The following is a 24,126-nucleotide window of genomic DNA, read 5'->3' as shown; positions in this document are numbered from 1 at the left end:
ACCCGTAGCGGCGAGCTGACGCAGGGACTTCTCTCAATGCCTCCGGGCGAGCATCCCGGCAGCAGGTCCGCCTTCTATATGGGGGTGGGCTTCAGTTTCCGCTACCGACTTCCTTGAGGAGATGAGCCGGCCGCTCAGCGCGTGGCTCCGGCTTTGACCGCGCTATCGACCGAGATCGGCACGACCTTGGCTGCATCATCGAAGGCCCACCGGGACGCCGTGACGACACTGACTCCGATCATCGTCCGGACGGAGACCCGAAGCGGCACGAGCAGTCTCTGGCGTTCGAGAGGCACCAACCAGACAGACATGTCTTTGTTTTCCCTCATGAATTTTGTTGCAGGGCGCCCTTCCCGGTGGCCGGAAATCGGAATATAGCGCGCAGTACAGACGAGAACGGGCCCCTTGTAGCCGGGCACGTCGACCTTCTTGGTCTCGCTGTAGCTCAGGACAACGTCAAACCGGGCCGCCCCGTCGAAAACCGGAATGGTACGGTTGCAATTGGACGTGTCCGCAACGCTTACGGAGGCCAGAGCCGGCATCAGCAGCGCACTGATGGGGTCCACGACACCCTTCTTGTCCGCCTCCTTCAAGGGCACGCGGTCGGGCTTTTCGTCGAGGGGCGGATCGATCTCGACCGCTTCCACATTGCCCGCGGTCAGCCCCATTCGGACAGTGCGTTGATCGTCCGAGGAGCGGGATGTGATGGCAAAGCTCGTGGGCTGGGGCTGCGAACCCGTGATCATGCCCGTTGCCGTCGCGGCTCCTTTGCCGCCGGTCAGAAGCTTGGCAAGTCCGGACAGCTTGACGCCAGCCTGCATCTTGTATTTGGAGCCGTCGAATGTCGACGCCAGATCGGCTTTGCCGAGCGTAAGCCCAGCCAAGGTTACGTCGTAATCGACCTGGAGCGTCTGGGTCTTTCCAGGCGTGGCCAATCCGGCCAAGGCCATCCCCAGGATGGCTGGAGCAATCAAGCGCATAGGATGTTTCCCGGGGAATCCTGGAGGACCATAGCCTCCCCTCTCATAAAATTCAGAATAAATCGTGACCACGATATTACAAAAAATCCCGCTGCGGCACTGCGCTATTCTTGACGCGGGCCGCCGTTTCGGCCTATAGGCTCGCATCTTCCAAGGACTTTTGGCGTCCGGCAGCTGTGGGATCTGCGTTGAAGCAAACTCGCAGCGGATGAAGCCGTGACCCTGTGAACGATAGGATTGAACCCATGTCGCGCCGTTGCGAATTGACCGGCAAGGCCGTGCTGAGTGGCCACCTGGTGAGCCACTCGAACCGCAAGACGAAGCGGAAGTTCTTGCCGAACCTCTGCAACGTCACGCTGCAATCCGACACGCTTCAGCGCTCCGTGCGCCTGCGTGTCTCCGCCAACGCTCTGCGTTCCGTCGAGCACCGCGGCGGCCTCGATGCCTTCCTGGCCAAGGCCAAGGCAGACGATCTGTCGACCACCGCCCGCACGATCAAGCGCGAGATCGAGAAGAAGCTCGCTGCCGCGAGCTAAGCTCGGCTCATCAGCTCTGTTATGCAGCGGGCGGCCTTTCAGCCGCCCGTTTTGCGTTCACGAGACCCCAGGCCCATGACCAGACTCGATCGCCGCGATTTCACGATCGCTCTTGCCGCCATGACCGTGGTGGTGCTGTCGTCGAACATCCTCGTCCAATATCCGTTCCACGCCTGGGGCCTGCAGGACTATTTCACCTGGGGGGCCTTCACCTATCCGTTCTCGTTCCTGGTGACCGAGCTTGCCAACCGCCGCTTCGGCCCCAAGGGCGCCCGGCGGGTGGTTTATGTGGGCTTCGCGCTCGCGGTCTTTCTGTCCGTCATCCTGGCGACACCGCGCATCGCAATCGCATCGGGCAGCGCCTTTCTCACCGCACAGCTCCTCGACATCTCGATCTTTTCGCGTCTGCGCGACCGGGCCTGGTGGCTGCCGCCCTTCGCTTCCTCTACGATTTCCGCAGCCGTCGACACGATGATCTTCTTCTCGGTCGCATTCTATTGCGGCGCCTTGCCCGGCACGACGCAGACGATTGACGGCCTCCTGGCCCAGGTTGGGATCGCCAGCGAGTGCTTCGCACTCCCCTGGGTGACCCTCGCCATTGCCGATTACGGGGTAAAACTGACCCTCTCGGTTGTCTCGATCCTGCCTTACGGGCTTGTCCTCAAGCTCATGCGCCCGGTCCTGATTCAAAGAAGTGTCGCCTGAGGCATTTTTCGAAAAACCTGGAGTCAGGTTTCCTCTCGAAATCGGAGAAACAAGAGTTCTGCGAGCAGCCTGTCCTAGGCACTCTTTCCGGGCATCAGCGAAAATTCCAAAAGAAGCGTTCGCTGAAGCGGACTGAAATTGTTGTCCGATATCAGAGTCAGGACCGTGTCCTCGGCCTCCTGATGGACGGCCAGCCCTTCCATGTTATCGATTTGATGGGACGGATCGCTCTCGAAGATCACCGTCCCGTCGACTTCGGCATCAGGCTTCACGGCATCTGCCGCGATGCGGCGCAGTCGCACCCGGAATCCTTGGAAAAGCGAAAAACTCCGCTCCAGGAGAAATATTTCCCCTGACGGCAGGAAAGCAAGATCGCTGATATCGTAGCCATCGGACCTCCGAACGGAGAACGCGCCCACACGTGGGCCGGTCAGGATGAAGCCGCGGGTCGGCCTATCCCCTGCTTCCGCCCTCTCCGCGATGGCCACGAGGGCGCCGGCAAGCGGAGACCGTAGCGGAGCGATGCCGATCGCCTCAAGTCCCTGATTATTCGGCAGATTCTCGATATCCCTCCGGACACTGTCGGGCAGGTTCAAAGGCCGCGCCTTTGCGGCAACCCCATCGGCTCCCCAGTCGAAGCGCATGACGGCGTGTTTGCGCTCGACGCCTACATAAGCGACGCCGTTCGCGATGGTCAGGCTCTCCGTATCGTAGTAGCGCGTTTCGCCGAGAGGCCTTCCGTTCCAGGACAGGAGCGGCGCCAGTCTGGCATCCGCAAGTCCGGACAAGCGCCCATCCGATGTTTGAACCCTGGCCGTCAGCCATTGGGCATTATCAGCGACCGAGACCAAGCGCTGTCCATCTGGGGACCGCCAGAGACCAGAGAAACCACCAAAGCGGCTCTCGGGAGAGCGCAGATCAAGCCCGCCGCGAAACGAGAGGTCGCCGAAGCGGCTCCGCCCCCGGTCGGTCACCGACAGATGATCGATCGGCCTCGCCGATATTTCGATGGAAAGCGTATTGGTCGCAGCCCTGGGCCGCGCGAATGTTCGCTCGGCCAGGATCGTCGCAGCTGCTGCGGCACCGCCGCCGATCAGGAACAGGCGGCGGCTGAGTCTCATGACGCGCAGCGCCTACAGATCATGCGAAGGCGCGACGAGGCGCCCGTCCGGCGGCGGGCGGATTCTCCTCGAACAGCTCTGCCAGCTTCTCAGTCATGACGCCACCGAGTTCTTCGGCATCGACGATAGTGACAGCGCGTCGATAATAGCGGGTCACATCGTGGCCGATGCCGATGGCGATCAGTTCGACCGGAGACCGCGTCTCGATGTCCTCGATGATGAAGCGCAGGTGCCGCTCCAGGTAATTGCCGGGATTGACGGAAAGGGTCGAGTCGTCGACCGGGGCACCGTCGGAAATCACCATGAGGATTCGCCGTTGCTCCGGGCGGCCGAGCAAGCGCTTATGCGCCCAATCCAGGGCCTCGCCGTCGATATTTTCCTTGAGCAGGCCTTCCCGCATCATCAAGCCGAGATTCTTGCGGGCTCGGCGCCAGGGCGCGTCCGCAGACTTATAGACGATATGGCGTAGGTCGTTCAGCCGGCCGGGATTCGCCGGCTTGCCGCTCTGGAGCCAGGACTCACGGGATTGTCCGCCCTTCCAGGCGCGGGTCGTAAACCCGAGAATCTCCACCTTCACGCCGCACCGCTCGAGAGTCCGGGCCAGAATATCGGCACAGGTCGCTGCGACGGTGATCGGCCTGCCGCGCATGGAGCCGGAATTGTCGAGGAGCAGGGTCACGACCGTATCGCGGAAATTCGTATCCTGTTCCTGCTTGAAGCTCAGCGGCTGGAACGGGTCCATCACGACGCGCGGCAGGCGCGCCGGATCAAGCGTCCCCTCCTCCAAATCGAACTCCCAGGCCCGATTCTGCTGCGCCAGGAGGCGCCGCTGCAAGCGGTTGGCCAAGCGCCCAACGACGCCCTGGAGATGCGCAAGCTGCTTGTCGAGATAGGCGCGAAGGCGCGTCAGCTCGTCTGCATCGCAGAGATCTTCTGCGTGGATGACTTCGTCGAAGCGAGTCGTAAAAGCCTTGTAGTCCGGCCCCCGCGCCTCGTTGTGGCGCGATGGCGGCCGCCAGGATTCCGAGGCATTCTCGGAGTCCGCTTCGTCGGCCTCGTCCGGCAACTCGCCGGAGGGGCCATCGGCATCCTCCGTTGCGCCCTCCTCCATCTCGTCGCTGGAATCTTCGCTGATCTCGGTTTCGGCCCGATCGCCCTGCGATTCCTGCTCGCTCTCGCCCTCGCCCTGCTGCTGCTCCTGCTCGGTCTCGTTATCATCCTCGTTTTCCTCATCCTCGGAATCGAGGGCGGCCTCGTCAGCCATATCGAGGGAGGACAACAGATCGCGCACGCTCCGGGCGAAGTCGCGCTGGCTTTCGATATTCTTCAGCAGGCCATCGAGATTACGGCCGGCACGATCCTCAATGAAGTCGCGCCACAGGTCGACAATCTTGGCGGCCGAAGGTGGTGGACGCCGACCGGTGAGGCGCTCACGCACCATCAGAGCAATCGCATCCTCGAGAGGAGCATCGGCGCGATCGGTGATTTCCTCGTATTTTCCACCGCGATGGTACTTGTCTTCCAGCATCGCGGTGATGTTCGAGGCAACGCCCGACATCCGCCGGGAGCCGATGGACTCGACCCGAGCCTGCTCGACAGCATCGAACACGGCGCGTGCCGCCTGTCCCTCGGGGGCAAGCTTGCGGTGAAGCGTTCCGTCATGGCAGGCGAGTCGCAAAGCCATGGAATCCGAATATCCCCGCAGGATCGACACATCCTGCGAGGTGAGTCGCCGGGGAGGATCCGGCAGACGCACCTTGTCGCCCATCATGGCCGGCCGATCGGACGCGAAGGTGACCTCGAGGTCCTGCTTGCGTGCGATAGCCTTCATGCAACCGGCAATCGAGCGCTTCAACGGTTCCGTTGGCGCTTCCTTCTTTTCACCCGGCTTGCGGTTCGAGATGGACATCGAATTCCCTTGCTCGTCATCCCGGCCGAAGCTTGGCGAAGAGCCGGGGTCGCCAGAATCAGCAAAACTCCCGTCCGATCCCGGCTCGCGCTTTTGGCACGTCCGGGATGACGGTTACGACAGTGCCACGTTCACGGCGCTTTCCGGCAACTCCTTGCCGAAGGAGCGCTGATAGAACTCGGCCACCAGTGGGCGCTCGAGCTCGTCGCATTTGTTGAGGAACGTCACCCGGAAGGCAAAGCCGGTATCGCCGAAGATGTCGGCGTTCTCTGCCCAGGTGATCACCGTACGCGGGCTCATGACGGTCGAAAGATCGCCGTTCATGAAGGCGCTGCGGGTGAGATCGGCGACACGGACCATCTTGTTGACGATGTCGCGTCCTTCCGAACTCTCCTGGTAATGTTTCGCCTTCGACAGGACGATGTCCACCTCCTTGTCGTGCGGCAGGTAGTTCAGGGTCGTGACGATGGACCAACGGTCCATCTGACCCTGGTTGATCTGCTGCGTGCCGTGATAGAGACCGGATGTATCTCCCAGACCGACCGTGTTTGCGGTGGCGAAGAGGCGGAACGCCGGGTGAGGCCGGATGACGCGCTTCTGGTCCAGAAGCGTCAGCTTGCCGGATTGCTCCAGAATACGCTGGATCACGAACATCACATCGGGTCGGCCAGCATCATACTCGTCAAAGACGAGGGCCACGTTGTGCTGCAGGGCCCAGGGAAGAATGCCGTCCTGGAAAGCGGTGACCTGCTTGCCTTCCTGAAGAACGATGGCGTCCTTACCGACAAGGTCGATACGGGAAACATGGCTGTCCAGGTTGACGCGCACGCAAGGCCAATTGAGCCTTGCCGCCACCTGCTCGATATGGGTCGACTTGCCCGTGCCGTGGTAGCCGGTGATCATCACACGGCGGTTGCGTGCAAAACCCGCCAGAATGGCCAGGGTTGTCTCCCGGTCGAAGAGATAGTCCGGATCGAGATCCGGCACGTGCTCCTCGCTTTGGGAGAACGCGGGGACCTCCAGATCCGAATCGATGCCGAAGACCTGCCGAACGGAAACCTTCATGTCCGGCAAGAGGGGCGTTGTTTCGGTTGTCGCCATCGTTAAGGGCCTTTCGGTCGAAATTTGTCGAATTGTCACATGCGCCGAGGGTTACTTAACAATCATGACCACGGGGCGCAAACGGGATAGGCGCATGCCGGGGCTGCGAAAAGCAGCTTTTCCTCAGCACATTCCTGCGCTTTTGAGCGTGTCATGCGCCTTGATGATGTCGCGCAGACGCTCTTCGAAGGATCGGTCGCCGCCATTCGCATCCGGATGGAAGCGCTTCACCAGAGCCTTGTACTGGGCCTTGATGGCGGGACCATCGGCGGCCTCGTCAAGGCCGAGCACGTCGAGAGCCCGCCGTACCGGCCCCGTATGGCGACGGGGCTTCGGCTCCGCCGGTGCGCGGCTCCTGCGGCCCTGTCGGAAATCTTCGCCGCGCAGGATGCCCAGCGGATCGACATAGGCCCATTCCCGCTCCTGGCCTTTCTTGGTCTCCGGATTCACCCCCATGGCCCAGGTTGGGCGATGGCCGATGATGGCATCCTTCTGATAAGCCGCGACCGCGTTGTCGGACATGCCGGCGAAGTAATTGTACGAGGCGTTGTACTCGCGCACGTGACCGAGACAGAAGCGCCAATACTGCCCTTCATGGTCTCGCCCCTTGGGCGCACGATATTCCCCCGGTGCCTTGCAGCCTGGGTGCTCGCAGGCAGGCCCCTCCGCCTCGCGCGGTTCTTCACTGGTCGCCTTGATGCGGATGCGGTCGAAAAGAGGTGAGTTGAGATCCATGACGCAGCGATTATGAGTGGCTTCCGGCCAAGAGCCAAGGCCTCGACGCTTTTCGCCGCAGACCTATTCAAAAAAGGTTGATTTAGAAGCATGACCCTCACCGACTGGATCACGCGGGAACTCCAAGGACGCCTGCACCCAACCCATCTGACCGTCATGGACGAGTCGGAGCAGCATCACGGTCACGCCGGCTGGCGTGAAGGCGGTGAAACTCATTTCCGCCTTTATATCGTATCGGAAGCCTTCGCAGGCAAGAGCCGTGTCGAGCGTCACCGTCTCGTCAACGAGATTCTCAAGGACGCCTTCTCTCGAGGGCTGCATGCCCTCGCTATCGAGGCTCGTGCACCCGGCGAACCCGATCCACGCGCTGGCAGAGCCTGAAAATCGGGCCTATTTGATTCGTTCAAGGACGCTGACGTAATTTGCAACGGCAGCGCCACCCATATTGAAGATGCCTCCCAGAACGGGATTACTGACCTGGATGCCGCCCGCCTCGCCGCAGAGCTGCATGGCGGACAGAGCATGCATCGAGACACCGGTCGCCCCAATCGGATGGCCTTTGGCCTTCAGGCCGCCGGAAGGATTGACCGGCAGCTTGCCATCCCGATTGGTCCAACCTTCCTTGACCGCAATCGCCCCCTGCCCAGGAGGCGTCAGGCCCATCGCTTCGTATTCGATGAGTTCCGCGATCGTGAAGCAATCATGGGTCTCAACGAAGGAAAGATCCGACAGGGCAATGCCGGCTTGATCGAGCGCCCGGCGCCATGCTTCGGCGCAGCCTTCGAACTGGATGATGTCGCGCTTCGACATCGGCAGGAAGTCCTGCGCATGAGCAGTTGCCCGGAAGGCAACCGCACGCTTCATCCGCAATGCCGTTTCGGTGTCCGCAAGGACGAGAGCCGCCGCGCCATCGGAGACCAGGGAACAGTCCGTCCGCTTCAATGGGCCGGCCACGAATGGATTCTTGTCGCTCTCGGTCCGGCAGAAATCGTAGCCGAGATCCTTGCGCATCTGCGCATAGGGATTGCCGACGCCATTCTTGTGGTTCTTCGCGGCGATCATGGCAAGCGCGTCGGACTGGTCGCCATATCGCTGGAAATAGAGGCCTGCGATCTTCCCGAACACACCCGCAAAACCACCCGGAGTGCCGCCGTCCTCGGGCAGATAGGATGCCTTGAGCAGGATATTGCCGATCTCCGGTCCGGGCGTCGTCGTCATCTGTTCGACCCCGACCACGAGCACGGTCTTCGCGCGCCTAGCCTCAATAGTCTTGATGGCCTGATAGACCGCGGCGGAACCGGTTGCGCAGGCATTCTCGACGCGGGTCGCCGGCTTGAAGCGGAAGCGATCACTCGCCTGAAAGACCAAGGATGCCGTGAATTCCTGAGGTGTGAAACCGCCGTTGAAATGGCCGAGAACGACCTCGTCCACATCCTCCGGTCCGATTCCAGCGTGATCGAGCGCCTCGTTCACTACGCGGACGACGAGGCTCTCGACGGTCTCGCCATCGCGCTTGCCGAACGGGGTATGGGCCCAGCCGACGATGCAGGCTGTCATAGGGCAGTCTCCTCAAGATTGGTGGTCCTGAGAATGGCCCCCACAAGCCCTACCGGCAAGGCCATCATGAACAGATGACCTATGCTTTGTAGGTTCCGACACTCGCGTCGAGATGAGCATTGTTCGCCTCTCTGATCTTCGCGGCCTCGTCGTCATAGAGAAAAGGCAGAAAGGCGAAGCGCCGCCCCTTCGTGACGCGAGATACGGCGTGCAGCAACGAACACGAGAAAACCACGGCGCCTCCGGCCGGCGCCTTGTAGGTCCGGGGACCATATTCGGGGAAGCCCACCTCGCCGCCTTCGAACTCGGCATCGAGATTGATGGAAACTGCAAAGCGACGATGGGCGGTGCCCTTCGTGGTATTGTCCCGGTGCGCCCGGAAATGGCCTCCATCCTCGGCCGCATAACAGGAGACGATGTAGCGCTCCATCCTGGTCGGCTGGAAGCAATGGACCTTCGCGATCTCGGGGTTGATCCGGCGAACCACACGCTCCTGCAAGTGCCGTATCAGCGATGGATCCTCGATCGTGTAATCCTTGCGTCGCTTGTGATCGGGGTTATGAACCGGGATCGTTTTGCCGTCGACCTCGCGCATATAGCCCGATTCTTCGCCCCCATGAGTCTCGTAGAGGCCGATGAGATGCCGGCAGAGATCAGGTTCGAAGACATCCGGAATGATCAGGATCGGAGCTGGAATTTCGAATCCGCCAAAGGATTGGACCGGCGGCAGGGCTCGGAGATAGGCGGCAACCTCGTCGCGATCCCGCCCGTCAGGTTTGAACGGAAAAATCGCTCTCACGCGTAAGGTCGGATTGAGGACCATCCAGAACCGGCGCAATGGGATGGCCGATCCAGGTTCGGCATCGATAGGAGCGGCGCCGAACAGTTTACTGACCTTCCCATCGAAATCCCAGAAATGGCGAATCCCGGGCATGCTTTCCTTTGCCCGTCCCTCAGCAGCGTCTCCTGGATCGATGCTGATGCCAAAGAACGCGATCCGATCATCATCGAAAAGGGAACGATGCGGGCCCTCGATGGCAGCAAGCGTCTCGCGACCGATATCGTCCGATGCCGTGCCATAGAAGCAAAGGACGATGTACCGGCCAGCAGCCGTGTCGAACACGTAGTTGGGATTACTCGTCGAGTTCTGACGAAACCAGGGCGTCGGATCGCCGACCTGGAAGCTTCGAAAGGAAGAGGTTTCTGCCGTGGCGGCCATCGTTCAGTCTCGAATGTTTCGTTATTTCGTTCACATTCGAGTAGTGCTGGCCGACCGTCAATGCTGAAACGCGAGCAGCAAACCCACACCCACGAGAATCAGCCCCATTCCTACCAATTCGCGCCGCGTCGTAACCTGAGACAGGAGGCGATGGGAAACGGCCTGTGCCATCAACACCTCGACAAGAGCGAGCGTGCGGACATTGGCGGCGGTCGTTAGAGCGAACCCGATAAACCAGAATTGCGACGCCAACGCCCCCAGAAAGCCGGCACCAAGAGAGGGGCGCCATGCCTTGAAGCTCGCCACAAGGGCCTTCCGGTCGAATAGCTCAAGCCAAACCAGGAGGATGACCGTCTGGGTGCCGAGCCCCCAAACCAGGGTGGTGGTCGACCGCATGAGCGTCGACCCCTCCGGGAGAGCCAGGATGGCGCCTCGAAATCCGATGGCCGCAAGAGCAAAAAAAGCTCCGGAGGCAATGCCATAGACGACCGGGCGCAGACCTGACGACATTAGGTCCGCCTCGCGCTTCAAGGACATGATGATGACGCCGAGCGTTGCAATCACGATGGCGAAGGCCATCCCGAGCGTCAGGGGATCGCCGAGAATGAGGAGCCCGAAAAGCGCGACCTGCACGGGTTCGGTCTTCGTGTAGGCCGTCACGACGGAGAGCGATCGCTCTCGCATGGCCGACAGCATCAGCGCCGTGGCCGAGATCTGGGTGGATGCACCGCCCAGGACATAAACGAGAAACGTCGCGTTCGGGGACGGGATCGGTTCTCCAAGGGCAAGTCGGACGAGAGCCAGGGCCAGGATGGCAAAGGGGAAGCCGTAGAGGAACCGGACCTGGGTGGCCCCCACAGTTCCGATGGTTTTGGTCAGCTGACGCTGGGTGGCATTCCGGCCTGTTTGAGCCGCCGCGGCAGCGAGTGTCGCGGGAATCCAGAGGTAGGAGAGTGTCATGGTCGATCTTGAATCCGCGCGGCTCTTGCCATGCTCTTGCCACGGAATGCCTTAGAAAGGGTGGATAGGAAAGGACTTATTGCCGGGCAGCCTAGCCAAAACGGGGCTCCCGACCTACAAATAGTCCATAACAATCGGGGCAGTCACAGAACCCTCCTCGTGCGAGTTTTCCTAAGTGTCATTGTCTGAGCGTCAGTTTTCATGGAGTCGTTCCGTATGAACGTCAGCCGTGCCCTTCGTATGACAGCCTTTGCTTTCGCGGCTCTCATGAGCGGATCGGCCCTGGCCGGCAATCCTGCCCTTGTGGTCGATGCCGAAACGGGGCGCGTCCTTCACGCCGAGCGCGCGACGGATCCCTGGTTCCCGGCCTCGATCACGAAGCTCATGACCACCTACGTGGCCCTCGACGCTGTTCGATCCGGCCGAGTGAAAATGGACACGCTGCTCACCGTCTCGGCCGATGCGGCAGCGCTCCCTCCTTCGAAGATGGGTTTCAAGCCTGGCACTCAGATCCGCCTCGACAATGCCCTGAAGATCATCATGGTCAAGTCGGCGAACGATATAGCCGCGACCATTGGAGAGAACCTCGGGGGCTCGATTGAGGGCTTTGCTGAGATCATGAACCAAAAGGCGCAGGCGCTCGGTATGCACGAGAGCCATTTCGCCAATCCTCATGGCCTGCCGGACGAGCGCAACCAAACATCCGCGCGCGATATGGCGACCCTGGCACGCGCTCTATTCAATGAATTTCCCGAATACCAGGGTTTGTTCGACATAGGCGCCATCCAATATGGCCGCCGGATCATGCGCAACACCAATGGGCTCATCGGCCGCTATCCCGGGGCCGACGGCATGAAGACCGGCTTCATCTGCTCGGCCGGGTTCAACGTCGTGGCCAGCGCCACGCGGAACGGACGGCACCTGATCACTGTGGTGCTCGGTGCTCCCTCCGCGAACGAACGGACCATGAAAGCCGCCGAGCTGTTCGACCGTGGATTCAACAGCCAGGCTGGATTCTCCAATCCGACCCTTGCGGCTCTTCCCACATCATCCGTCCACTCCCCGCCAGATATGCGTTCGGTCATCTGCGACCGTCGCGGCCCCATGCCGGATGAGGAAGACAGCCCAACCACGATTGCCACAGGCGAAAACTCGGGCGTTCCCAATCTCTTTTCGTCCGATGTCATGGCCTTTGCCGGCACGGCGCAGGCAACCCGGACGACCCTCGGCCCGCGGTCGGCCGCTCAGCCGGAACGCGTCTGGGTGGGCCTCAATCCGCCCTCCGAGGCCGAACTCGCCGCTCAGGCCGCCAAGGAGGATGCAGCGGACAAGGCCAAGAAGGCAGCCTCGAAGAAGTCGGCAAAGACGAAGTCCGCTTCTAAAGCCGCCAAGGCCTCTCAGGATAGCGAGACGGCAAGTGCCTCTTCTAAGGTCAAGAGCAAAGACAAGACGCGCGAGAGCATCAGCGTCAAGCCAGTGAGCGACCAGAAGAACAAGGCGAAACCCGCAAAAGGCAAAGACCAAGCCTCCGCGGAAACCTCTCCGAAGGCGAAGAACGCCAAGAACTGATCGAGGAAACCGTTTCGAACAACAGCCGCCGTGAATGACCTTCGCGGCGGCTGTTTCGTTCTGTGACCTTGAAAACGAGGCGCGCTGTCTGAGAGCACTCTTGCAATCCGGCGCAAACCGGGCAAACGGTGGTGTTCACGCCGCGATCGCCCCATGTCCCCTTCCTCTCCCGCCAGCGGCCTGCTGTTTGCTCTAGGCTCAGCCGGTCTCTATGGCCTCAACATCGTGTATGCCCGCGTCGCCGCCCTTGGGGGCGTTTCGGGCCCGGCCGTCGTCATCTATCGCGTTCTCCTGATGCTCGCCCTATTCGGGGCGGTTGCCGCCATCATGCGGCGCTCGCTGGTCGTGGCCCGGGAGGAGCGCGGCACGATGGCGGTTCTGGGGGTCTCCACCGCCTTCGTCGGCCTCTGTTACGTCTCTTCCGTCGCCTTCATCCCCGTGACGGTGGCGGCCGTGCTCTTTTATGCCTATCCGACATTCATCGTCCTGGCCTCCCCCCTCGTTGAAGGAACGAAGCTGACGCCCGCCCTCGTGGGTGTCGTCTTCCTTGCGCTGCTCGGGATCGTCCTCGTCGTGGGCCCGGCCTTCGGAGATCTCGACTGGCGAGGCCTCGCCCTGGCGCTTGGAGCTGCCGCGGCGACGGCGACGCAGTTCTTCGCCGCCGCCCGCTGCCGCAAGACCGACATCACGGCCAAGATGTTCTGGATCCATCTGATCGTCCTGCCGACAGCCGTTCTGGCTGGCGCGGCCACTGGACAGCTCACATCGCCCACGGTCCTGGCCCTCGCACCTTTCGGCGTCATCATGACAGTCGGCGGCTATGTCATCGGCTTTCTGTTTCAAATAGTGGCTCTCGGCCGCATCTCGGCGGTGGCCGCCGGGATCGTCTACTGCATTGAGCCTGTCGTCTCTGCGATAACATCCACCATCGTCCTGGGTGAGCGCATCGGCCCGGTGCAGGCGCTCGGGGGCTGCCTGGTGCTGGCCGCAATCGTTACCAATATCCTGTTAGAGCGGTCACGCGCCGCGCCGATCGTACCCACGGATTGATTTTGATGTCGGATGCCTCCCGTCCCGGTCCTCTCCCGCCCATCCCGCTGACCGTCGTCACCGGGTTTCTGGGCGCCGGCAAGACCACGCTTCTGAACCGGCTTGTCCAGCACGAAGCGCTGCAGGACAGCGTGGTCATCATCAATGAATTCGGCGAGATCGGCCTCGATCATCTTCTCGTGGAGAAGATCGATGAGAACATGGTGCTGCTCTCGGCCGGCTGCCTGTGCTGCACGGTCCGTGGCGACCTCATCACGACTCTGGAGGACCTGCTTCGAAAACGGGACAACGGGCGCATCACGCCATTCCAACGCGTGATCATCGAGACGACCGGGCTCGCCGATCCCGCTCCCATCCTCCACGCGGTCCTTTACCATCCCTATCTGTCGATGCGGTATGCCGTTGAAGGCGTCGTCACAGTCATCGACGCCGTGAATGGAGAGGCAACCCTCGACGCTCATCTGGAGGCCGTGAAGCAGGCGGCGGTTGCAGAGCGACTTGTGATCGCCAAGACAGACCTCGTGAAGGATGCGAAAGCGCTCGACCATCTCTACAAGCGATTACGGCAGCTCAATCCCGGTGCCTCGATCATGCGGGCGGATGCTCCGGTGGAAGATATCGTCGCTGGAGGTCTGTTCGATCTGCACGGCAAGATCGCCGATGTAAGCGAGTGGCTGAAGGCCGAGGCCATCGAGGAGACCGAGCGTCGAAGTCATGCTCATCAACATGGCCACCATGATCACGGCCATGACCACCATGGCCATCATCATGACGTGAACAGGCACGATGAGCGGATTCGCGCTTTTTCCCTGGTGAGCGATCAACCAATTCCTCAGGGAACACTCGACATGTTCCTGGATCTGCTACGCTCGACGCAAGGAGCGAAGCTTTTGCGCCTCAAAGGGATCGTAGGCCTGGCGGAAGATCCCGAACATCCCGTCGTGATCCATGGCGTACAGCACGTGATCCATGTGCCTACGATTCTTCCCCATTGGCCGAGCGAAGACCACCGTAGCCGCCTTGTCCTTATCGTCGACGACCTGGAAAAGAGTACCGTCGAGGCGTTGTGGAACGCATTTCTCGGAAAGCCTCAGATCGACCGGCCGGACAGAACCGCGGTGGCTGACAATCCTCTGTCGCTGAGGCGCTGAAGGGACATTGCGACATCAACGCTCGATCTTTCGCTGATCGGCAGGCGGCAGGAAGGCATCGGTAAAGATATCTTCCAACCGCGGCTTGGTCTTGTATTCGAGCCCTGCCGCCATCTGATCGAGCGCCTTCGCGAAGCGTTCGTTGTCGATACCTCCCATTCCGTTCTCTTTGACCCAGGGAGTGAGGACGTTCTGGTCGAGCGCCATGCGAAGCCGCTCGAGTTCGACGTCTTTCTTTGCCAAGTCATTGCGTTTCAGAACGGCGTCGACGGCACCGGCCGGGTCCTTTGCGGCATCTTGAAACCCACGCACGATCGCCCGCAGCAGCCCCTTCACGGCCTCCGGTTCCTGCTGCGCGAATTTCTTCGAGACGACGATCGCATTTCCATAAGCTTCAAGTCCGTGATCGCTCATGAGGAGCGTGACGATGTCTTCCACCGGAACGCCGCGCGACTTGAGATTGACATAGGAAGTCGTCGCAAATCCAAAAACCGCATCAACCTCGCCTTGGGCGAGCATCGGCTCTCGGACTGGGAAGCCGACATTTTCAAACTTCATGCCTGAATCGTCGATGCTGTTTACCATCCTGAAGACAGGCCACATGCCGTAAGCTGCATCGGCCTGCGGAGCACCGAAAACCTTGGCTTTGAGGCTTGATAGGTCGCTTGAAATTCCACGGCTCTTTCGTCCGACGATGGCAAAGGCGGGCCGATCATGAATCATCATCGCGGCAATAACGCTCGTCTCCGGCTTGTCATGCAGCAGGCGAGCGAGCGTATTGATGTCTGCAATCCCGGCCTCGAAACCTTCCATCCCCACACGCGCCAAGACCTCCCGCGAACCCGCGGCCTGCTCGATTGTGACGTCCAAGCCCTCGGCCTTGAAGTAGCCTTTCTCCAGGGCGACAGCGAAGGGCGCGGCCGGCCCCTCCCAGCGCCAATCGAGACTGAACCGCACCTGCGTCTGAGCCTGGGCTGCCGAAACCGCAAGAAGCGCGGCTACTCCAGCGACGAGACCGGCAATACCCCGAGACAGGCTGGCAGCTTTAGTCCGGAGCATGGCAGGTTTTCCTCCAATCATACGACCTTGCGGCAAAACTTGGCAGCATTTGCGCCCAGCTTACCGTGGCTTCTCTTTTCTGATCGCTCGCTCATGCAAGCAGATCGGGTTGGGGCGTCAAGCAATTCAATGCGCTTTGGTTTCAAGATTCGAAATCTTATCGCTCTTGAACGAGCCGCACCGGCTTCCCACCTTGAACGCGTCGGTGACCGGGCCCCTCTGGCGGATGCAAAATGCATTCGTGATGTCGGAACCGACTGGTTCAACACATGGGTTCGGTCATGCTTGACATCCTCCTGGCCAATTGGCTCGGCACGCCGCTTTGGCTCTGGCTTGCCTTTCTTTCTATCGTTGTTTCGCTCCTCGTGCTCGATCTCGGCGTGTTCCACCGCACGAACCGGGAGATCGGGGTGCGCGAGAGCCTATTCATGAGCGCCTTCTACATCGCGCTCGGCCTCCTCTTCGGTGGCTTCGTCTGGTGGCATCTCGGGCCGGAGCCCGGCCTGAACTACTTGACAGGCTTCGCAGTCGAGAAGGCGCTGGCGATGGACAACGTCTTCGTCATCGCGATGATCTTCGGCTTCTTCGCCGTTCCTCGCCTCTATCAGCACCGAGTTCTCTTCTGGGGCATTCTCGGCGTGCTCGTGCTGCGAGCGATCATGATCGGCTTTGGCGCTGCGGTGATTTCCCAGTTTTCCTGGGTCCTTTACATCTTCGCCCTGTTCCTCATCGCCACGGGCGTAAAGATGCTCGTGTTCTCCGATTCCGATTACGACATAGCGCAGAACCCGATGCTCCGGTTCATGCGCAGGCGCTTCAACGTCACGGATGAGCATCACGGCGAACACTTTTTCGTGAAGAAGCCTGATCCAACAAGCGGCAAGCCGGTTTGGTTCATGACGCCGCTGTTTCTGGCTCTCGCTCTGATCGAGATCGCCGACGTGGTGTTTGCAGTCGATTCCGTTCCGGCCATCTTCGCCATCACCACGGATCCGTTCATCGTCTACACGTCGAACATCTTCGCGATCCTCGGCCTGCGAGCCCTTTATTTCGCCCTCGCCGCCATGGTTCACCGTTTCCACTATTTGAAGTATGCGCTCGCCTTCGTGCTGATCTTTATCGGCGGCAAGATCTTCCTGGCTGATGCCCTGGGCCTGGACAAAGTCCCGGCAGCGATCTCGCTCGGCGTCACCTTCGGCATTCTGGCCGCGGGCATTGGGTGGAGTCTTTGGAAGACACGCAACGATGCCCCCGTGACAAGGACCACCACTCAGTGACGCTCATGCTTGAGAGGGCTTGCCTCGACAATCCCTCTCAGACTGGCAGCAAACCGTCGCTCTTGACCTCTTCCATCACGGCGTAAGTCCGCGTTTCCTTCACGCCCGGCAAGGCCAGGAGTATCTCCCCGAGGAAGTGGCGATAGGCGGCCATGTCGGCGACACGGGTCTTCACCAGATAGTCGAACCCGCCCGCTACCATATGGCATTCCAGCACCTCGGGAGCTCGGCGGACTGCGGCGGCAAACTTTTCGAAAACGTCCGGCGTAGTCTTGTCGAGGGAGACCTCGACAAAGACGAGGAGTTCGAGGCCAAGGCGATGGGGATCAAGCCGCGCCCCAAACCCCGCGATATACCCGTCCCGCTGCAGGCGCTTCATGCGCTCGCTCGTCGATGTCGGCGAGAGGCCCACCTTTTCGGCCAGCTCGACGGTCGCAATCCGGCCGTCGCTCTGGAGGAAGTTCAAGATCTTTCGATCGATCCGGTCGATTTCCGTCATTCTCACGCCTATGTAGAACTTTGTCCTTATATTATGAGGCCAAGGTCAAGAAATAGCTATCGAAGCACGGAACACCGCACCCTATGATCCGCCGTCCTCAGGGAGAACGCCATGACGCAAGCCTCGATCGCACCTCTGCCCTTCAACCCACCTTACGCGGAAGACGATAAGGTCATCGCCACAAGGCTCCTGGCAGATGCGAGGCTGTCTCCCGAACATGAGCGACAGATCGATCGGCGGGCGACACGGCTGATCGAGGCTATTCGGGCGAAGGGCGGAGGACTTGGCGGCGTCGAGGAAATGCTGCGGGAATACGCGCTCTCGACGAAGGAAGGACTGGCGCTCATGGTCCTGGCGGAGGCTCTCTTGCGCGTCCCGGATTCCGCCACGGCGGACCGGCTCATCGAGGACAAGCTCGGTCAGGCGGATTTTGCCGGCCACGAAGCGAAGTCCGATGCATTTCTCGTCTCCGCTTCGGCCTGGGCACTCGGAATCACCGCGCGGATCATCCAGCCCGGCGAGACTCCGGAAGGCATTCTGCGCCAACTCACCAAGCGTCTGGGGCTTCCCGCAGTCCGTACGGCAACGCGTCAGGCGATGCGAGTCATGGGAAACCATTTCGTTCTCGGCCAGACGATCGAGGAGGCTTTGAAGCGGGCGGGCTCCAGTAAAGGCAGGCTCTATCGGTATTCCTTCGACATGCTGGGCGAGGGAGCGCGCACGGCGGAGGATGCGAAGCGCTACTACGAATCCTATGCCGCGGCCATCGAGGCCATCGGTCGCTCCGCCGGCAACGAGCCTCTTCCCAACCGCCCTGGCATATCCGTCAAACTTTCAGCCCTGCATCCTCGTTACGAAGCAACGAGTCGCGAACGCGTGATGCACGAACTGGTCCCGCTCGTGATCGAGCTGGCGCAGAAGGCGAAGGCCCATGAGCTCAATTTCACGGTCGATGCCGAGGAGGCCGATCGCCTGGAGTTGTCTCTCGAGGTGATCGAAGCGGCTCTCGCCGATCCATCCCTTGCCGATTGGAGCGGTTTCGGACTCGCGATCCAGGGTTATCAGAAGCGGGCAGGAGCCGTCATCGACGCCATCGCGGCCATGGCGGAGCGTCATGACCGGCGGATGATGGTGCGCCTTGTCAAAGGCGCTTATTGGGACACCGAGGTGAAGCGGGCGCAGGAGCGCGGGCTCGACGATTACCCGGTCTTCACCCGCAAGGCGATGACCGACCTCAACTACATGGCCTGCGCCGAAAAGCTCCTGAAGCTGCGACCGCGGATCTATCCGCAATTCGCAACGCATAATGCCCTCACCGTCGCATCGATCATCGAGCGCGCAGGCGGAACGGAGGGCTATGAATTCCAGCGCCTGCACGGGATGGGCGAAGCACTGTATGCGCGGCTTCTCGAAGATGAGCCTGGTCTCGCCTGCCGTACCTATGCGCCCGTCGGCGGACATCGCGATCTGCTCGCCTATCTTGTGCGGCGGCTCCTCGAGAACGGCGCAAATTCCTCCTTCGTGTCGGTGGCCGCGGACGAAAACGTTCCCGTCGAAGCACTCCTGAAACGTCCATCAGACATTATCGTCTCGCCCGACAAGGCTCGTCACCTGAAACTTCCCTTGCCTCGAGATCTTTATGGACCTGGACGGCCTAATTCGAAGGGCGTGGAATTCGGCCACAGAGCCTCCCTCGATGGCCTTCTTGCGGAGATTTCGAAGGGCGCACAGTCGTCGTTTGGCGCGACGCCGATCATCGACGGGCGGGTTGGTGGCGGCGAGAAGCGGCCCGTGATCAGTCCCATCGACGGGAAGACCATCGTCGGGGAGGTGACGGAAGCAACCTCCGAGACAGCGGACAAGGCCATGGCGGCTGCAGCAGCCGGGTTTGCAGCCTGGAGCCGCACGCCTGCGGAGGCCCGTGCGAAGGCCCTGACCCGGGCAGCGGACCTCCTCGAAGAACGGCGCGGCGCGCTGCTTCATCTGCTCCAGATTGAAGCCGGCAAGACCCTCGACGATGCTCTTTCCGAAGTCCGCGAAGCCGTCGATTTCTGCCGCTATTACGCGGCGCAGGGACAGGTGCTCTTCGGCGCCGGCGAAGGCATGTCGGGCCCGACAGGCGAGAGCAACGTGCTCCGTCTGCGCGGACGTGGTGTGTTCGTGGCGATATCACCCTGGAATTTCCCGCTTGCCATCTTCCTCGGTCAGGTCACGGCTGCCCTCATGGCAGGCAATGCCGTTGTGGCGAAACCGGCAGAACAGACTCCGTTGATCGCGGCTCTTGCCGTGAAGATCCTACACGAAGCGGGCGTTCCGCCATCCGCGCTGCATCTGGTACCGGGAGCTGGCAGCGTCGGCGCACGGCTCGTCGAGAACCGCCATGTGGCGGGCGTCGTCTTTACCGGATCCACCGATGTTGCGCGTCTCATCAACCGTTCGCTGGCCGCCAAGGACAGCGCCATCGTGCCGCTCATCGCGGAGACGGGCGGTATCAATGCGATGATCGTGGACGCGACGGCTCTCCCTGAGCAAGTTGCGGACGACGTCGTCATGTCGGCCTTCCGCTCGGCCGGGCAGCGCTGCTCGGCCTTGCGCCTCCTGTTCGTGCAGGACGACGTGGCGAATAAGATGATCGAGATGATCGCGGGCAGCGCGCAGGAGCTGAAGCTCGGCGACCCTCGCGACGTCTCGACCCATATCGGCCCTGTCATCGACGGCGAGGCAAAGGAACGGCTCGAGGCCCATATCCGGGCCATGTCACGATCCGCGAAGGTTCACTACGCAGGTGAGGCACCAGCGGCGGGTACCTACGTAGCGCCACATATCTTTGAACTCGATCGCCCTGAAGCTCTGGCGGAAGAGGTATTTGGCCCGGTCCTGCACGTTGCGCGGTACAAGTCGGGACGCCTGGAAGAGACACTCCAGGCAATCGATGCAACGGGTTACGGTCTGACTCTCGGAGTGCATTCGCGCATCGATGCGACCGTCAATCGGATTGTTGATCGCCTGTGCGTCGGCAACGTCTATGTGAACCGGAACATGATCGGTGCCGTCGTCGGTGTGCAGCCTTTTGGCGGACACGGCCTCTCCGGGACGGGTCCGAAGGCGGGAGGGCCGCACTATCTCCTGCGCTTTGCCACCGAACAAACCGTCACCATCAACACGGCGGCAGCCGGCGGAAATGCCAATTTGATCGCCATGGGCGAGTGACGCCCCATGACCGGGGAGACGGATCTCGACCGCCTTGTCGCTTCAATGACGCCAGAGATGCGACCGGGCCGTTTCGTCTTTGCGACCATGTCGCAGCCGGATCCTGCACTCTGGCAGCATGCGCTCATGACATTTCGCGAGGTAGAAGGAGTGACGGCCATTCTCGATCGAGCAATGGCCGAAAACCTCGGCCTTACATGGACCTATCCTTGCCGGTGCATCACGTTGTCAGTCCACTCCTCGCTTGAAGCGATCGGTTTTCTGGCAGCGATTACGGGTGCTCTGGCCGCAGCAGGAATCGGGGTCAATCCCGTCTCGGCATACTTCCACGATCATCTATTCATTGCGGAGGATCGGGCTGATGAAGCACTGGCGGTTCTGCAACTACTGTCAGCGCAGACGTACCCACCCTAGCGGATCTTAGTGTGGTCAAGGTCCGGTCAAGGACCCGAGCTTGAGGCGATACCGCAAATAAAAAACCCGGCTCTAAGGCCGGGTTTTCTTTCAATCAGTAATTTAATGCCGCCTTAGCTTCTCGGAGCTGCGCGATGGCTGCTTCCGCTGCATGCTTCGCAGCCAAGTCCGTGGTCGCGTCGTAGTGCATCTCTGCCGTCAGGATCTCATGATCGAGAATTTCCTGCGTCAGCTCCTGCTCCGGCAGCGCACGCTCGGCAAGAACCGTGAGGCCGTTCTGGTTGATATCCGCGAAGCCGCCTCGAATGAGGATGCGCTTTCCATTTCCCGGATCGCTCGTAACGACGAGGAATCCGGTCTTGAGCGAAGTCATCATCGGCGCGTGGCCGGCGAGGACCGTCATGTCGCCTTCGACTGCGGGCAGAACGACCGCATCGACGGCGCCGGAGAACAGCACGCGCTCGGGAGAGACGAGTTCGAAGGTGAAAGTCGCCATAGATATTCCTAGCTTTCGTCGCCGCCTAAGTCATTGCCTGTTACAGAGCATTCAAGCTGCCGATCAGGTTGCCAATTCACAAACAGTCGTGTGCCGTCGGAAAACTCGATGCCAACTTCTGCTGTTCGATGGCGCCAGACGCGTGTCACGGAGCGACCGACGAGAAACTCGTTGAGACGATCTTCCTCGTCGGCCAGATTCATGTTTAAGCCGCTTCGGCAGCGAGGCGTTGCGCCTTCTCGATAGCTTCCTCGATCGTGCCGACCATGTAGAAGGCCGCTTCCGGAAGATGATCGTACTCGCCGTTCACGAGGCCCTTGAAGCCCTTGATCGTGTCTTCGAGTGCCACGAGCTTGCCGGGCGAGCCGGTGAACACCTCGGCCACGTGGAACGGCTGGCTGAGGAAGCGCTCGATCTTGCGTGCGCGAGCCACGGTCAGCTTGTCCTCTTCCGAAAGCTCGTCCATGCCCAGGATCGCGATGATGTCCTGGAGCGACTTGTAGCGCTGAAGAACCTGCTGGACCTGACGGGCGACATTGTAGTGCTCGTCGCCGACGATGGCCGCGGAGAGCATGCGCGAGGTGGAATCGAGTGGATCCACAGCCGGGTAGATGCCCTTCTCGGCGATCGAACGCGACAGCACGGTCGTGGCGTCGAGGTGGGCGAACGAGGTCGCAGGCGCCGGGTCGGTCAGGTCGTCGGCCGGCACGTAGATGGCCTGCACCGAGGTGATCGAACCCTTGGTGGTCGTGGTGATGCGCTCCTGCAAAGCGCCCATGTCCGTAGCGAGCGTCGGCTGATAGCCCACAGCCGAGGGGATACGGCCGAGAAGTGCGGACACTTCGGAGCCGGCCTGCGTGAAGCGGAAAATGTTGTCCACGAAGAACAGCACGTCCTGGCCCTGATCGCGGAAGTTTTCAGCAACGGTCAGGCCGGTCAGCGCGACGCGCGCACGGGCGCCCGGAGGCTCGTTCATCTGGCCATAGACGAGAGCGCACTTGGAACCGGCAGCCGAACCGGCTTCATGCGGGTTCACGTTCACCTTCGACTCGATCATTTCGTGATAGAGGTCGTTGCCCTCGCGGGTACGCTCGCCGACACCGGCGAACACGGAATAGCCGCCGTGGGCCTTCGCCACGTTGTTGATCAGCTCCATGATCAGCACCGTCTTGCCGACGCCGGCGCCGCCGAAGAGGCCGATCTTACCACCTTTGGCGTAAGGCGCGAGCAGGTCGACGACCTTGATGCCCGTGACGAGGATCTGCGCTTCGGTCGCCTGCTCGGCATAAGAAGGAGCGGGCTGGTGGATGGCGCGGGTGCCTTCGCCGACGATGGGGCCGGCTTCGTCCACCGGCTCGCCGATCACGTTCATGATACGGCCCAGGGTGGCGGCGCCGACCGGCACCGAGATCGGAGCACCGGTGTCGACGACGGGCTGGCCGCGAACGAGACCTTCGGACGTGTCCATGGCAATGCAGCGCACGGTGTTCTCACCAAGCTGCTGCGCGACCTCGAGGACGAGGCGATTACCCTGGTTCTCGGTCTCGAGGGCGTTCAGGATTTCCGGCAGGTGACCGTCGAACTGCACGTCGACGACGGCGCCGATGACCTGCGTGATCTGGCCGGACGGCTTGCCGGCGGTGTTGGCGGTGTTGGCCATGATTGGCTCCTCTCGGATGTCGTCAGAGCGCCTCGGCGCCCGAAATGATTTCGATCAGTTCCTTGGTGATCATCGCCTGACGCGACCGGTTGTAGGTCATCGTCTGCTTCTTGATCATTTCGCCCGCATTGCGGGTCGCATTGTCCATGGCGCTCATCCGAGCACCCTGCTCGGAGGCGGCGTTCTCCAGGAGCGCACGGAAAATTTGAACCGTCAGGTTGCGCGGCAGTAGGGTTGCCAGAATCTCGCCCTCATCGGGCTCGTAATCGTAAACGGCATCCGTGGTGCCGGCACCCGATTCGATCTGAGCCGGAACGATCTGCTGCGCCGTCGGGATCTGAGAGATCACCGAGCGGAACTGCGAATAGAACAGAGTTGCAACGTCAAATGCGCCCTGGTCGAACAGGTTGAGCACTTTCTGCGCAATCTGTTCGCCCTGCTCGAATCCGATCTGGCGCACGGAGCGCAGATCGATGAGTTCGATGATCTGCTGACCGAACTGGCGACGGAGAATGTCGTAGCCCTTCTTGCCGACGCAGATGATCTTGACTGTCTTCCCTTCCGCCATGAGCCGGTTGGCGTGATCACGCGCCAGACGGGAAATGGAGGAGTTGAAAGCACCGCAGAGACCACGCTCGGCGGTGCAGACGACGAGCAGATGCACCTGGTCGGAGCCAGTTCCGGCCAGGAGGCGCGGCGTCTCGGGCCCAACAGTGATGCCGGACGCAAGATTGCCGAGAACCGCGGCCATGCGCTGGGCATATGGGCGCGCAGCCTCCGCCGCGCTCTGCGCACGGCGCAGCTTCGCGGCGGCCACCATCTGCATGGCCTTGGTGATCTTCTGCGTCGCCTTCACGGAGGCGATGCGGTTACGAAGGTCTTTCAAGCTCGGCATCGAGCGGCCCTATCCTCTCCGGA

General features: G+C 61.2%; 23 protein-coding genes. 9 read left to right on the top strand and 14 right to left on the bottom strand.

Annotation, left to right across the window (positions count from 1 at the left end):
* Positions 1-134 precede the first annotated feature (134 nt).
* On the bottom strand, positions 135-980 hold the full coding sequence (locus K9B37_RS06105) for a DUF3108 domain-containing protein (RefSeq protein WP_224312080.1): 846 nt from the start codon (positions 978-980) through the stop codon (positions 135-137).
* Positions 981-1,225: 245 nt separating this feature from the next.
* Between K9B37_RS06105 and rpmB the strand changes: the two genes are divergently transcribed.
* Entirely contained in the window at positions 1,226-1,516 is a 291-nt protein-coding gene (rpmB, locus tag K9B37_RS06100; RefSeq protein ID WP_224312077.1) for a 50S ribosomal protein L28, read from the top strand.
* Positions 1,517-1,591: 75 nt separating this feature from the next.
* Positions 1,592-2,221: a queuosine precursor transporter gene (locus K9B37_RS06095; RefSeq protein WP_224312075.1), complete on the top strand. Its 630-nt coding sequence runs from the start codon at positions 1,592-1,594 to the stop codon at positions 2,219-2,221.
* A gap of 74 nt (positions 2,222-2,295) precedes the next feature.
* On the opposite strand, the gene K9B37_RS06090 is transcribed toward K9B37_RS06095, so the two are convergent.
* The 4 genes from K9B37_RS06090 to K9B37_RS06075 form a co-directional block, all read right to left on the bottom strand.
* Positions 2,296-3,342, bottom strand: coding sequence for an esterase-like activity of phytase family protein (locus K9B37_RS06090; protein ID WP_224312073.1), 1,047 nt, complete (start codon positions 3,340-3,342; stop codon positions 2,296-2,298).
* 19 nt (positions 3,343-3,361) lie between these two features.
* Positions 3,362-5,251 (bottom strand): cobaltochelatase subunit CobT, encoded by a 1,890-nt coding sequence (gene cobT, locus K9B37_RS06085; RefSeq protein ID WP_224312071.1) that lies wholly within the window; start codon positions 5,249-5,251, stop codon positions 3,362-3,364.
* Between the two features lie 114 nt (positions 5,252-5,365).
* Positions 5,366-6,352 carry a cobaltochelatase subunit CobS gene (gene cobS / locus K9B37_RS06080; RefSeq protein ID WP_224312069.1) on the bottom strand — a complete coding sequence of 329 codons (987 nt, stop codon included), beginning with the start codon at positions 6,350-6,352 and terminating at the stop codon, positions 5,366-5,368.
* 123 nt (positions 6,353-6,475) lie between these two features.
* Entirely contained in the window at positions 6,476-7,087 is a 612-nt protein-coding gene (locus K9B37_RS06075) for a J domain-containing protein (protein ID WP_224312067.1), read from the bottom strand.
* A 90-nt stretch (positions 7,088-7,177) separates the two neighbouring features.
* Here K9B37_RS06075 and K9B37_RS06070 point away from each other — a divergent pair, with 90 nt between their 5' ends.
* On the top strand, positions 7,178-7,468 hold the full coding sequence (locus K9B37_RS06070) for a BolA family protein (RefSeq protein WP_224312066.1): 291 nt from the start codon (positions 7,178-7,180) through the stop codon (positions 7,466-7,468).
* 9 nt (positions 7,469-7,477) lie between these two features.
* Here K9B37_RS06070 and K9B37_RS06065 read toward each other — a convergent pair whose 3' ends face one another.
* The 3 genes from K9B37_RS06065 to K9B37_RS06055 all read right to left on the bottom strand — a co-directional run bounded on the left by K9B37_RS06065 (position 7,478) and on the right by K9B37_RS06055 (position 10,823).
* Positions 7,478-8,644, bottom strand: coding sequence for an acetyl-CoA acetyltransferase (locus K9B37_RS06065; protein ID WP_224312064.1), 1,167 nt, complete (start codon positions 8,642-8,644; stop codon positions 7,478-7,480).
* A gap of 79 nt (positions 8,645-8,723) precedes the next feature.
* Positions 8,724-9,863 carry a 2OG-Fe(II) oxygenase gene (locus K9B37_RS06060; protein WP_224312063.1) on the bottom strand — a complete coding sequence of 380 codons (1,140 nt, stop codon included), beginning with the start codon at positions 9,861-9,863 and terminating at the stop codon, positions 8,724-8,726.
* 57 nt (positions 9,864-9,920) lie between these two features.
* Entirely contained in the window at positions 9,921-10,823 is a 903-nt protein-coding gene (locus K9B37_RS06055) for an EamA family transporter (protein ID WP_224312061.1), read from the bottom strand.
* A 216-nt stretch (positions 10,824-11,039) separates the two neighbouring features.
* Between K9B37_RS06055 and K9B37_RS06050 the strand changes: the two genes are divergently transcribed.
* The 3 genes from K9B37_RS06050 (at position 11,040) to K9B37_RS06040 (ending at position 14,593) form a co-directional block, all read left to right on the top strand.
* Positions 11,040-12,392, top strand: a complete 1,353-nt coding sequence (locus K9B37_RS06050; protein ID WP_224312059.1) for a D-alanyl-D-alanine carboxypeptidase family protein — start codon at positions 11,040-11,042, stop codon at positions 12,390-12,392.
* 153 nt (positions 12,393-12,545) lie between these two features.
* Positions 12,546-13,442 (top strand): DMT family transporter, encoded by an 897-nt coding sequence (locus tag K9B37_RS06045; RefSeq protein WP_224312057.1) that lies wholly within the window; start codon positions 12,546-12,548, stop codon positions 13,440-13,442.
* Positions 13,443-13,447: 5 nt separating this feature from the next.
* Entirely contained in the window at positions 13,448-14,593 is a 1,146-nt protein-coding gene (locus K9B37_RS06040; protein ID WP_224312055.1) for a CobW family GTP-binding protein, read from the top strand.
* A 15-nt stretch (positions 14,594-14,608) separates the two neighbouring features.
* Here K9B37_RS06040 and K9B37_RS06035 read toward each other — a convergent pair whose 3' ends face one another.
* A complete protein-coding gene (locus K9B37_RS06035; protein WP_224312054.1) occupies positions 14,609-15,652 on the bottom strand; it encodes an ABC transporter substrate-binding protein in 1,044 nt (347 codons plus the stop codon).
* A 281-nt stretch (positions 15,653-15,933) separates the two neighbouring features.
* Between K9B37_RS06035 and K9B37_RS06030 the strand changes: the two genes are divergently transcribed.
* Positions 15,934-16,929: a TerC family protein gene (locus K9B37_RS06030; RefSeq protein WP_224312052.1), complete on the top strand. Its 996-nt coding sequence runs from the start codon at positions 15,934-15,936 to the stop codon at positions 16,927-16,929.
* A 37-nt stretch (positions 16,930-16,966) separates the two neighbouring features.
* Here K9B37_RS06030 and K9B37_RS06025 read toward each other — a convergent pair whose 3' ends face one another.
* The gene (locus K9B37_RS06025; protein WP_224312051.1) at positions 16,967-17,428 is read right to left on the bottom strand and encodes an Lrp/AsnC ligand binding domain-containing protein; all 462 of its coding nucleotides are present in this window, start codon (positions 17,426-17,428) and stop codon (positions 16,967-16,969) included.
* A gap of 111 nt (positions 17,429-17,539) precedes the next feature.
* Here K9B37_RS06025 and putA point away from each other — a divergent pair, with 111 nt between their 5' ends.
* Together putA and K9B37_RS06015 are read left to right on the top strand one after the other, a co-directional pair.
* Positions 17,540-20,638 (top strand): bifunctional proline dehydrogenase/L-glutamate gamma-semialdehyde dehydrogenase PutA, encoded by a 3,099-nt coding sequence (gene putA, locus K9B37_RS06020; protein ID WP_224312050.1) that lies wholly within the window; start codon positions 17,540-17,542, stop codon positions 20,636-20,638.
* A 6-nt stretch (positions 20,639-20,644) separates the two neighbouring features.
* A complete protein-coding gene (locus K9B37_RS06015) occupies positions 20,645-21,052 on the top strand; it encodes an ACT domain-containing protein (RefSeq protein WP_224312048.1) in 408 nt (135 codons plus the stop codon).
* Positions 21,053-21,146: 94 nt separating this feature from the next.
* Here K9B37_RS06015 and K9B37_RS06010 read toward each other — a convergent pair whose 3' ends face one another.
* Genes K9B37_RS06010 through K9B37_RS05995 form a run of 4 tightly spaced genes read right to left on the bottom strand, consistent with a single transcriptional unit; the run spans position 21,147 to position 24,103 of the window.
* Positions 21,147-21,548 carry a F0F1 ATP synthase subunit epsilon gene (locus K9B37_RS06010; RefSeq protein WP_224312047.1) on the bottom strand — a complete coding sequence of 134 codons (402 nt, stop codon included), beginning with the start codon at positions 21,546-21,548 and terminating at the stop codon, positions 21,147-21,149.
* A gap of 8 nt (positions 21,549-21,556) precedes the next feature.
* Positions 21,557-21,751, bottom strand: coding sequence for a hypothetical protein (locus K9B37_RS06005; protein WP_224312045.1), 195 nt, complete (start codon positions 21,749-21,751; stop codon positions 21,557-21,559).
* 2 nt (positions 21,752-21,753) lie between these two features.
* Entirely contained in the window at positions 21,754-23,208 is a 1,455-nt protein-coding gene (gene atpD, locus K9B37_RS06000) for a F0F1 ATP synthase subunit beta (RefSeq protein ID WP_224312043.1), read from the bottom strand.
* 22 nt (positions 23,209-23,230) lie between these two features.
* Positions 23,231-24,103, bottom strand: coding sequence for a F0F1 ATP synthase subunit gamma (locus K9B37_RS05995; RefSeq protein ID WP_224312041.1), 873 nt, complete (start codon positions 24,101-24,103; stop codon positions 23,231-23,233).
* Positions 24,104-24,126: the final 23 nt, after the last annotated feature.

Source organism: Microvirga puerhi, assembly GCF_020089865.1.
Classification (GTDB): Bacteria; Pseudomonadota; Alphaproteobacteria; order Rhizobiales; family Beijerinckiaceae; genus Microvirga; species Microvirga puerhi.
Note: the sequence above shows the minus strand (reverse complement) of the source record. Positions and strands in the feature narration are given on the sequence as shown.